This is a genomic window from Flavobacterium sp. RHBU_3 (genome assembly GCF_046613565.1).
Lineage (GTDB): Bacteria > Bacteroidota > Bacteroidia > Flavobacteriales > Flavobacteriaceae > Flavobacterium.
The window spans coordinates 1-10,122 of record NZ_JBKJHC010000024.1; the positions used below are offsets into that span (position 1 = coordinate 1).

At 38.6% G+C, this 10,122-nt stretch carries 11 protein-coding genes and 2 tRNA genes; 2 read left to right on the forward strand and 11 right to left on the reverse strand.

Going from position 1 to position 10,122, the window contains the following annotated elements; all coding sequences use genetic code 11:
- Nucleotides 1–328: 328 nt before the first annotated feature.
- From ACLI1A_RS19365 to ACLI1A_RS19415, 11 genes are all read right to left on the reverse strand, one after another.
- Nucleotides 329–718, reverse strand: a complete 390-nt coding sequence (locus ACLI1A_RS19365; RefSeq protein ID WP_411410350.1) for an ankyrin repeat domain-containing protein — start codon at nt 716–718, stop codon at nt 329–331.
- A 210-nt stretch (nt 719–928) separates the two neighbouring features.
- A tRNA-Arg gene (locus ACLI1A_RS19370) sits at nt 929–1,002 on the reverse strand.
- Nucleotides 1,003–1,040: 38 nt separating this feature from the next.
- Nucleotides 1,041–1,114: transfer RNA gene (locus ACLI1A_RS19375), tRNA-Arg, on the reverse strand.
- Nucleotides 1,115–1,417: 303 nt separating this feature from the next.
- Complete coding sequence (locus ACLI1A_RS19380; RefSeq protein ID WP_411410351.1) at nt 1,418–2,602, reverse strand: DUF3570 domain-containing protein; 1,185 nt, start codon at nt 2,600–2,602, stop codon at nt 1,418–1,420.
- Between the two features lie 23 nt (nt 2,603–2,625).
- On the reverse strand, nt 2,626–2,844 hold the full coding sequence (locus ACLI1A_RS19385) for a DUF4266 domain-containing protein (protein WP_411410352.1): 219 nt from the start codon (nt 2,842–2,844) through the stop codon (nt 2,626–2,628).
- A 6-nt stretch (nt 2,845–2,850) separates the two neighbouring features.
- The gene (locus tag ACLI1A_RS19390) at nt 2,851–3,774 is read right to left on the reverse strand and encodes an FAD:protein FMN transferase (RefSeq protein ID WP_411410353.1); all 924 of its coding nucleotides are present in this window, start codon (nt 3,772–3,774) and stop codon (nt 2,851–2,853) included.
- A gap of 5 nt (nt 3,775–3,779) precedes the next feature.
- Entirely contained in the window at nt 3,780–4,211 is a 432-nt protein-coding gene (locus tag ACLI1A_RS19395) for a thioredoxin family protein (protein WP_411410354.1), read from the reverse strand.
- 84 nt (nt 4,212–4,295) lie between these two features.
- Nucleotides 4,296–4,991, reverse strand: coding sequence for a VIT family protein (locus ACLI1A_RS19400; RefSeq protein WP_411410355.1), 696 nt, complete (start codon nt 4,989–4,991; stop codon nt 4,296–4,298).
- Between the two features lie 425 nt (nt 4,992–5,416).
- Nucleotides 5,417–6,547, reverse strand: coding sequence for a hypothetical protein (locus ACLI1A_RS19405; protein WP_411410356.1), 1,131 nt, complete (start codon nt 6,545–6,547; stop codon nt 5,417–5,419).
- Between the two features lie 121 nt (nt 6,548–6,668).
- The gene (locus tag ACLI1A_RS19410) at nt 6,669–7,133 is read right to left on the reverse strand and encodes a hypothetical protein (protein WP_411410357.1); all 465 of its coding nucleotides are present in this window, start codon (nt 7,131–7,133) and stop codon (nt 6,669–6,671) included.
- A 718-nt stretch (nt 7,134–7,851) separates the two neighbouring features.
- On the reverse strand, nt 7,852–8,226 hold the full coding sequence (locus tag ACLI1A_RS19415) for a hypothetical protein (RefSeq protein WP_411410358.1): 375 nt from the start codon (nt 8,224–8,226) through the stop codon (nt 7,852–7,854).
- A 734-nt stretch (nt 8,227–8,960) separates the two neighbouring features.
- Between ACLI1A_RS19415 and ACLI1A_RS19420 the strand changes: the two genes are divergently transcribed.
- Nucleotides 8,961–9,257, forward strand: a complete 297-nt coding sequence (locus ACLI1A_RS19420; RefSeq protein WP_411410359.1) for a hypothetical protein — start codon at nt 8,961–8,963, stop codon at nt 9,255–9,257.
- A gap of 342 nt (nt 9,258–9,599) precedes the next feature.
- Nucleotides 9,600–10,122, forward strand: a 523-nt coding sequence (locus ACLI1A_RS19425) for an ISL3 family transposase (protein WP_411410360.1), incomplete at its 3' end; no start/stop codon positions are given.

Genomic DNA, 10,122 nt, shown 5'->3' on the forward strand with positions numbered 1-10,122 from the left:
TATCAAAAGGTAAGTGACTGATATAACACACTTTGAAGGTGAAAGTTTTTTAAGGTTTTTAGCGTTCGGCTTGGAAAACCTTAAAAAACAAACGCCTTCTACTCTTTTATATATATAATGACACCGAGAAATAAAGGGAATACATGATAATTTTATATTATTTCCATCCATAATAATGCAATTGAGGGGTTAGCTTGTAGTAAATATGGTAAAATATCTACCATACAATAGTTCTTTAGCTGACAGACTATACAAAATAAGATATAATAAAGAAGCCCCGATGTTCATCACACCGGGGCTCTTTTTTTTACCTAAACAACTTCATAATTTACGCAGCAAGCGCCTGCTTCAGCACCGTAATGGCTTCAGCAGCGTTACTAAGCTGCGCGTACTTTAAGGCGGTGTATCCTTTACCGTCTGTTTCTTTTACCCTGGCGCCGGCTTCCAGCAACAGTTTAATAATGTCTACCTGGTTGTAACGGGCAGCAAGCATTAGTGGCGTAAGCCCGCTGCTTTGCTCATTAACATCGGCACCGTACTCAATAAATTTTTTCACAGTCTCTACATCGCCCTTTACAATGGCTACAGCAAGCGGAGTATTTGTGCCATACTCCCCACGAAGCTCTTTTACTGATTTGTTGTTAGTGATTGTAGCTGCAGTAGCTGCATTAAAAGACAGTGCAAGTGCAAGACCTGCGAAAACGATCGCTTTTTTCATGATGATTGAATTTTGATGATTGATATTTTATTTCTTAACGGTTGATTAGGCCGTTTGAAGTAATAGACGCAAGCAGGTACGCAAACGTTACGGTAAAAATTAATTTTAACAAAATTTTAACACTTTTATGAAGTTACAAAATTTGAGAAACAGACATATTTATAAAACATAAAAACGACAAAACCTTAGCAAACAAAGACTTTAGAGGAATGATTGCGACAGGATTCGAACCTGTGACCGCCTGCTTAGAAGGCAGGTGCACTATCCAACTGAGCCACGCACCCAAAACAAAAAAGCTCCGGCGTTAACCGAAGCTTTAAAGTGATCGCGACAGGATTCGAACCTGTGACCGCCTGCTTAGAAGGCAGGTGCTCTATCCAGCTGAGCTACGCGACCCTTACCATTTAAGGCAAATATTTTTTATCATGTTACTGATAATTCTTTTACAATGCGTTACCCAGTTTACTACTGTTTCAAGCCTTTCGGGAACGGGTGCAAATGTAGTTGTTTTTAGCATAAAATGAAATAATAAAACAGAAATATTTAAACCTAATAAAATAAGTGGTTAAAAGTGCCCTTTTACAGTAAATACTATTCTTATAACTCCCTACAAATTAAGGCCTTTATTAATATTAACTTTTCGGGTAAAAAAAAGCGCAGTAGGATTTTACCCCTACTGCACCCTTATTTATGTTCTGATTACTTGTATTTAATGTTTATACTTACAATGTCTGATGTAAGATTTGTTGTTCGGCTGTAGTGGCCGTACCTTATTTCGAGAGCACTGAAGTGTTTTATACCAAACACCCCTTTGGGTGGTGCCAGCCTTACTCCCATTCCTATGAAACTACTGTTAAACTTAGAGAGGTCGTAGTTACTGGTAAAAAACTCATCGGCACCTGTATGCTCCATATAAGACTTAAAGTACTTAACCGCACTCTGTGTATAATACCTGTAAAAAGGGCTTACTGAAAAGAATGGCGTTATCTTAACCGGTATTTCCAGGTCAGCGGTGTGCGAGGTTAGCTTCCAGTCATCAGTATAATAGCGGTAGTATGCCCTGATGATGATGTTATCGCCCAAAAAGTAACTTCCCCTTACTGCAAGCGGTATTTTCAGCCTGTTATCGGGTAAATATTCCTGGTGTACGGTACCGTCTGTAAAGTATACCCTGTGAAACGGAAGCGCCAGGTAACCTTGCTGCGACACTATATCGGCCTGGAACAAAATCTGGAAATTTTGGTTCACAATCTGCGAGTAGCTTAAAGAACCTGCAAAAGTATTTCGGCTCTCTGAATTTCCGTTTCCTAATGTAGATCTAAGCTCTATGGGGTTTATCATTTTCACCTGGTCCAGGTACGCCTGAAACTTAGCGGTAAACTCACCGTTTCGGTCTTTTGTTTTCTTTGAGAAGCTTACATTACCGCCAAAAGACTGGTAGTCAAACTCGGTAGAAGAAGACAAACCTCCACTAAACGTATTACCCGTTTGATCATTTTCTACACTGTAGCTCAACGATGGGTAAATCCTTATATCTGAAGATGAAGCCGAAGAATTTGCACTCAGGTCTATCATATCAGAAGATGCAGAGGTATAATGGTCTACACCTACTTCTACATCAAGAGTATGTTTCTTTCCTGTTGATCCTATTTTTACAAACTTAACATCAATACTGTTAGATATATCGGTAAGTTTTTCTGTACCTACCCCTCCCGTAACAGCCGAGTTGTTTCCATCCTGCCTATAGTAACTGGATACAAGGTTAATTTCATCAAGCTGCAATTTCTGCGGCTTATAGGCTGTAGAATCGGCCGGAGTAGTGTCCTGGGCAGCTGCGCGCAATAGCCCCATAAGGGCAAACCCCGTAATAAATATACGCTTCATAATACTTTGTCCTGATTATTTGGTTAGTTACAGCCACAGCCTCCGCCGCTCTTTCCTGCATTAGCGCCAGATGAGCCTTCACGGTAGGTTTGAAAACTCAACTCGGTCTTTTCTACTTTTCGGTTATTAAGTGCCATTTCCGAATCGTTTATTTTATTTTTCTGGTATTCTTTTACCGAGGTACAGGAAGGTAATGCAATACCTACCAGCACAGCGCAGCACAGAAAATGAAAACGCTTCATGTTGTTTTAGTTTAGGTTAATATTTTTTGATGTGTAAATTTTATTGTTATCGTCTATAATTATACAATACAAATCAGGGATCTGGTCTATAAGATACAGTCCTGCTTTAATTCCCATTACTGCTATGGGAGTAGCCATAGCGTCCGAAAACTCGGCATTACTGCTTATAATGGTAACACTTTTTATGCCCGAGATGGGTAATCCCGTTTTTGGATCGATGGTATGCGAATACTTCTTCCCTCCTATCATTACATACTTTTCATAATTACCGGAGGTAGCCACCGCCTTGCCTGATATGTCCATATAAGAAAACACGTCCTGAGGCCTGTCCGGGTTAGAAATCCCTATGCGCCACGGCCTGCCATCAGGCTGTTTGCCCCAGGCTGTAAGGTCGCCACTGGCATTAATGATGCCACTGGTTACTCCCATATCCACTAAGAGCGACTTAGCCATTTCGGCAGCATAGCCTTTACCTATACCGCCAAAACCTATACGCATGCCTTTCTCTTTTAAAAACACCGAAGTATCTTCCGGGTTAAGCACTACGTTATTGTAGTTTATAAGGTGTACCCTTTTTAAAGCCTCTTCAGCCGAAGGCAGCTGCTTCATATTCTTGTCAAAATTCCACAGGCTTTTATCAATACTGCCATAAGTAATATCAAATGCACCCTGGGTAATTTTTGAAATGGACTTACTCCGCTCTATAAGGCCGTATACCTCTTTGTCTACAACCACGGGCTGTATCCCTGCATTATCATTAATGCGACTGGTTTGGCTTTCATCGTTAAAGGTAGTCAGCAGCTTCTCTATCCTTCTTATTTCCCCTACAGCAGCCTCTATGTAGTTTTGTGCCGAACTGTTATCTTCAGCAACTACGGTAATGGTAAAATTATTCCCCATAAGCTTTAGGGACTGCGAAAAGGGCTTCATACTGCCTATTTATGAGCGTTACAAATTGTTTGTATTTCCTGTGTCCATTCTTCAACAGAAACCTCCGGTTTGCCCGTCCAGGTTTTTAGCACCTTCCCATCGGCATCAAGCAATAGCGTAAAAGGGAACTGCCCGGTTTTATTGTACTTTTCGGCAAGCGCCTCATTTCGTTTTACCTGATCGGCAGGGAGCTGGTTTTTTTTCTTGCGCGGAAAATCAGCGTTTACAAGCACAAGGTTGCTTTTGGCCATATCCTGAAAAGTATCACTATCTATATAGTCTTTTCTTAGCATGATACACGGCCCGCACCAATCTGATCCCGAAAAGTTAAGCAGTATCAGTTCATGCTTTTCTTTGGCTATCTTTTTTGCATTTTCAAAATCCGGTTCCCACTGTGTAGGAATAACGAATAATAGTAAGATGGTTAAAAATTTCATATGCTTTGTCTTTGTACATTAATAATAACGTAAGTTGCGTTTTACAAGTATAGTTGATGGCACTTTTTGATAACAGTACAAAGATTAAGTAGTTTGAACACCAAACAAGTATCCCACAAGCGCCGAGGCACACATGGCTACAGTACCCCATAAGCAAATGCGCAGTATGGATTTTATCTTGTTAGAGCCCCCAGCTCCGGCGGCGAGTGCACCCGAAACTGCAAGAAACACTATGGCAAAACCGTACTGAAATACCTCCATATACTTGATGGGAGCAAATATTGCTACAAGAAGTGGCAATATCCCCCCTACTATAAACGCACAGGCAGATGCTACCGCAGCCTGAAAGGGCTTGGCCTGCATAATGTCGTTTATACCCAGTTCATCGCGGGCATGGGCTTCCAGTGCATTATGTGCTGTAAGTTGCACCGCTACCTTATGGGCTAGCTCCGGTGTAAGACCACGATTGATGTAAATGTTAGTAAGCTCGGCCAACTCGGCTTCAGGCATTTCTTCAAGTTCCTTTTTCTCCCTTTCAAGGTCGGAAGTTTCAATATCGCTTTGCGAACTCACCGAAACATACTCTCCCGCTGCCATAGAAAGCGCGCCTGCTACAACGCCCGCCAAGGCCGCAAGTACTATAGGATTACGGGAATCGCTGGCAGCAGCAATACCTATAGCCAAACTGGTAGTGGAAAGAATACCATCGTTTGCCCCTAAAACAGCCGCTCTTAGCCAACCGCTGCGATTAATAAAATGGATTTCGGTTTGCTGGTTCATACTAAGCCTATAATTATATAGTAAAGTTACGGGATATTTAAACACAAAGGCTACGGTATGGGAGTAACTTACAGGTAACATGTGCTTTTTTACCTGAAAAAAAACACAAAAAATCAAGTTTTCAATAGTTTATAAAAAACAAAGCTCTTATTTCTCTTACAATTTATACTTATTCCAGCTAAAGATTAATCTTATAGGATAACTACTTCACTTATTTGCAAACTTCTTATGTAGATGGACAATTCACCTTTACAATTGATGGGGTTATTTATAGAGTTTGTTTTGGCGAACCTTAAAGCTTGTTTTTAGATTTTGGTTTTGGTTTATTAAGTATAAGATGATGTACCCTAAAAAAACATCTTTTTATTGTTATATTCCTCGTAGAGTCTCGTTTAAAGAGACTCTACGAGGAATATATCTGTTTTTCACATAGGGATAGTTCCACTTGAGGAAATGCTTCCAAATTTTGCATTAGGATTATCTGCAATACCCCAGATATAAATATCTACAGCATCTGAGTTTAGATTGTCAATTTGAAAAAAAACGTTAGTTGCACTATCAATCATTAATTGAGTAGGATATATTTTTGTACGAAAGCCCATATTTTGAAACCCTACACTTAATAAATTTCCCCCTGTAACTGGAAAATTGCCATAAAAACTTGTATTAGCTTTAATAGTAACTTTTGTTGAGGTAATAACTGTATTTGCCTCAGTAACTATATTTGCCATAGTAACTGTATTTGCCTTAATAATTGCTTCGGTATAATCAGTAATGGTGTAATTTTTTAAAGAAAGGAAAAAACCAAAGTACCACAAAAAACCGCCCCCCAAAGTAAGAGATTTTGAAATAGCATCATGATGCCAATTAGTAAATAGAGTTAGAGCTTCCTGTGGAGTGTATTGGCCTGTGTCTGTACTAGAGTTTATAGGCTCAATACCCGGTACGATAGGAATATTAGGGAACTGTTCAGCCCATTCTACAGGATTGTTACCATACCCACCAACATAACATTGCAGGTTAAGCCATTCTACGTTTCCACTTTTAGAAGAAACATATTGACACCACTGTTTCCATTCATCCATTAGATTATATGGCGCAGCAGTTAACTTTAGCCCGGCAGCAATAGCAGCAAGTGTTACTGTTTCGACATCTGGAGAAGTTGGTTTTAAACCTCCGGGTTGTCCCCAGTATTCACAATCCATGTCTATACCGCTTATTTTATTATGTTTAAGCCAATTCATTACGCTTTCTAAACCATTTGGTGTCATATTTGCTAAAGCAGATATAGCTGAGTTGCTAAGAGAAAAATAGATATTAGTAATATTTTTTGACGATGCAAACTCAATCAATGTTGACGCCCAAGTAGAGTCACCTACATAGCTTCCCTGAGCGTTAAACATTTCGTATGGAGAGTCATTATAGACAATCCCCCCATTATATCCGTTAGGGCCAGATAGAATTAATGTATTGATGTTAGTTTGTGAATAATCTGTTTCATATTTTTTTACATTTGAAGACGGATATCCACTCCGTGTATACATAGCTATAATCATAAGAGGTTGTTTTTATTTTCCCTACTCATAAGGCTTTTCGGTTACCGCCTTCCGTTGAGGTCACTGAACGGAATCAGTGTTCTGCAAGGGCTGCCCCTTTAAACAAGTAAAGCAGCTAAGATTAGTTACCGTATTCTTGCGGATTTAGTACACCAGCAGTTACGGTATAGATTAATCCATCTGGCCCGGTTTGGGCAAACCCAAAAACTCCGTAAACTCCATTTGAATAAATCTGATTTGGTCTCTGGTCAAATGGAAGAACACTTGCCCACTTACTAACATCTGAAGCATTAATGGTCATATTCGTTATAGGATACGACGGGTCTGTTGGACAAGATATGCTAATTGTGTACGAAGTGTCTTGAATTTCACCATTAGGAACCAGAAACCAAGTTGGTGTTGCTAATGGAGTGACTCCCTCTGCAGGTGGAATTGGTAACAATATTTCTGCATTTAAAGGAAAAGAGCCTTGTTGTAAGGTTCCACCATTTGCTTCTGAGACGATACATATGAGATTAGAGCCATCTGCTGCACCAAAGTCATTTTGACTTAAAATAGATAGCTGAAAAGTGTTAAGCGTTGACATAATCTTAGATATTAAATTCCTACTCATAAGGCTTTTCGGTTACCGCCTTCCGTTGAGGTCACTGAACGGAATCAGTGCGTTTTTAGATTTGGAAAAAATCGTAATGCAATTAGCTTACATAATGAATTCCAGTTAAGATTGCAGGTTTATCTAGTGGCTTGTATACAGAAACCACTGCAGCATAGTGAAACGGATGCAATACAACAGGAGTAGCATTACAGAAAAATTTGTAATTCATACCTGCTACCAATTGCTGGGCGACAGCAACTGGGCTGTAGCTTACTCCAACAAAATCCTTCATTGCTTCTTTAAATGCAATTTGAGCGGCTTCATCAATTTTACAGTTGTAAGTATATTGAAGGATATTCCTGATTAGAATTTGACATAATATTAGATTTTAAATTTCCTACTCATAAGGCTTTTCGGTTATCGCCTTCCGTTAAAGTCACTGAACGGAATCAGGGTAAATTGGTTGCTGAAGCTTTTAACTAGAATGCATGAGATCTAATACTCATTGTTTAACGTAGCATCCACTTTAATTTACTTTTAGTTTAAAAGCCTAGATTAGTTTAAAACAGAGTCGCCAAGAGTACGGAGACTCTATGAAGAAGAAAGCTCGTCTTGGTCATTGGAATAGTTATACCATTAAGGTAGTTGATAGAATGCATAGGAAATAGTAATGCGATTCCTCTGGCATTGTTGTTGGAAAATACAACTTCTAAAAAATGTTCACAACATATGAGTTCATTTGACCACTCCAATTGGACAGATTAGGGTTTTGTGTAGGCAGACTTATGTTATTTCCGGCAATACTGTATTGGAATTGACCATTACCAATAAAGTTGGACATACATATAGCCATGTATACACTTGTTGCATTAGGGTTCGCTTCCTTAAAAGCCCTGAGGTAGCCAGAAATATCAAGCATTGCATTAGTAGTAACACTACTGAAATTGATTGTCTCATAAACCTTTACAAATCCGGTAACAGAACCTAAATCAGGATTTATGTAAATTTCCATTTTATTGTCCGCTTTAATAATGTTAAGAGTCACACCATTGTCGGTGTTGTTTAATAGGATTGTATTTGCCATAATATTAAATTTTATTTTCCCTACTCATAAGGCTTTTCGGTTACCGCCTTCCGTTGAAGTCACTGAACGGAATCAGTGCGTTTTTTTGAGTGGTTTCTGCTCCACCTCATTGTCGTAAATTTTTGTTTTTTGAATTATTCATTCTAATGGTTTTTTATACAAATCGACTTTTTTAGAACTTATCAATAACTTGTTTATAGTCGAATTATTCAAGCATGTCTTATAATCATTCGGGGTATTATGCTTATGCTTATATCTTATTAACTTACTCAAATTTAGATGTTTACACCTGTTGTTAGATATATTAAAACAGTAATTTTACAATCTAACCATAAAAATACCTCTTAGTAGGTAGATTGAAATACCCCATATTTAGGTATTAAGATGAGGTAAATTGAGGCTGTTGACTACTACATTATTTTTTTAAAATCTTCAATCTTCAACTTTCATGACTTAAAATGACACCTTCAAGTAAATTCTTGCATGATATTTTCCGAAAAATGATTGTGTATTTTTACCCAATTTGAGGGGACTTTTTCCTTTTTGAAACAGTTTTATGCCAGCTGTTCAAACTGAAACTGGATAAATATATGCCACGCCCTGAAATTAAAGATTTATATATGGAGTAGATTGTAGAAGAATATAATGAGTAAACTAAAGGCACGCAGGATGAAAAGAAAAAAATTCTTGCCCAGTTAAAGGATTATGTAGGCAGGCTGAGCCACACAAGGGACTTGCTAGCAATCCGTAAAATTGATGCGGGCGATTACAGGGAAATGAAATCCGACTATGCCGGGATGATAAACAAATTGGAAGTTCGGCTGGCGAGCATGAACAATGAGGCAGATGATATTGAGGAGCTGCTTAAAAATGGCATAGACAGGCTGTTAAACCTGAAAATGCTGTATGAAAAGGGCAAACTCGCCGAAACAAGGGATTTAATTGGTTCAATCTATCCAGAAAATCTCTATTTTGAAAATAACGCACTTCACGGATCAATACCAAAAGTTGTGGTGCAATATCGTATCTAATATCTTTGAAATATTAATTTTTAGAGATGGACGATTCATTCAGGGAACTTTTAAAGCTATTATTGCCTCCAATAATATTTGAATATTTTGAACTCACGAAAATGGATAAACAGGAAGAAATACTTCATTTATATTTGGCAGAACAGAATAAACAGCCCCAGGAGTTTTCGTCTGACAGGTTACAGTCCAAAGTTTTTTTTGATGAGATTACAGTTCAGGACTTCCCCATTCGTGGACATCAGGTATTTCTACATATAAAACGCCGCAGATGAATTAATGAAACTACCGGTAAAGCTGTATGCCGGAATTGGGATTTAGTAGCAAAGGGAACGCGCCTGACCAGTGAGTTCGCTTCTTTTTAAAAAGAGATTAATCTATACTAACAACAAGGACGTAAAAACTGTAGCAGGTTTTTATAGCGTCAATGGCAGGACCCTACAATACCAGTATAAGAACTTCCTGAGTAATTATAAAGCATGGGGTCAAAAAAGCCATGCCTCTGACTGGCTTCTTTTTAATGAAAATATAGGCGAATATCTTTCCATTGATGAAACATCCCTCTCACACGACGAACTCTACACCATCCTTACCAATAAAAAAGCTAAAGGCAAAAAAGGATCGATAGTAGCTATAGTACAAGGTACTAAGGCTGATAATATCATTAATATACTCAATAAAATCCCTTTGAAACAACGCAGAAAGGTCAAAGAGGTTACCCTTGATATGGCAGGTTCCATGAAACTTATTAGGAAACGATGCTTCCCTAATTCAGTGCAGGTAATAGAACGTTTGCACGTGCAGAAACTTGCCATAGAGGCTTTACAAGAACTAAGGGTACAATACCGCTGGAAGGCTATAGACCACG

Bases quoted from the DNA above. Each gene is read 5' to 3' on its own strand.
- ACLI1A_RS19365 (WP_411410350.1), bottom strand. From the start codon at position 718: ATGAAAAAAGCGATCGTTTTCGCAGGTCTTGCACTTGCACTGTCTTTT.
- ACLI1A_RS19380 (WP_411410351.1), bottom strand. From the start codon at position 2,602: ATGAAGCGTATATTTATTACGGGGTTTGCCCTTATGGGGCTATTGCGC.
- ACLI1A_RS19385 (WP_411410352.1), bottom strand. From the start codon at position 2,844: ATGAAGCGTTTTCATTTTCTGTGCTGCGCTGTGCTGGTAGGTATTGCA.
- ACLI1A_RS19390 (WP_411410353.1), bottom strand. From the start codon at position 3,774: ATGAAGCCCTTTTCGCAGTCCCTAAAGCTTATGGGGAATAATTTTACC.
- ACLI1A_RS19395 (WP_411410354.1), bottom strand. From the start codon at position 4,211: ATGAAATTTTTAACCATCTTACTATTATTCGTTATTCCTACACAGTGG.
- ACLI1A_RS19400 (WP_411410355.1), bottom strand. From the start codon at position 4,991: ATGAACCAGCAAACCGAAATCCATTTTATTAATCGCAGCGGTTGGCTA.
- ACLI1A_RS19405 (WP_411410356.1), bottom strand. From the start codon at position 6,547: ATGATTATAGCTATGTATACACGGAGTGGATATCCGTCTTCAAATGTA.
- ACLI1A_RS19410 (WP_411410357.1), bottom strand. From the start codon at position 7,133: ATGTCAACGCTTAACACTTTTCAGCTATCTATTTTAAGTCAAAATGAC.
- ACLI1A_RS19415 (WP_411410358.1), bottom strand. From the start codon at position 8,226: ATGGCAAATACAATCCTATTAAACAACACCGACAATGGTGTGACTCTT.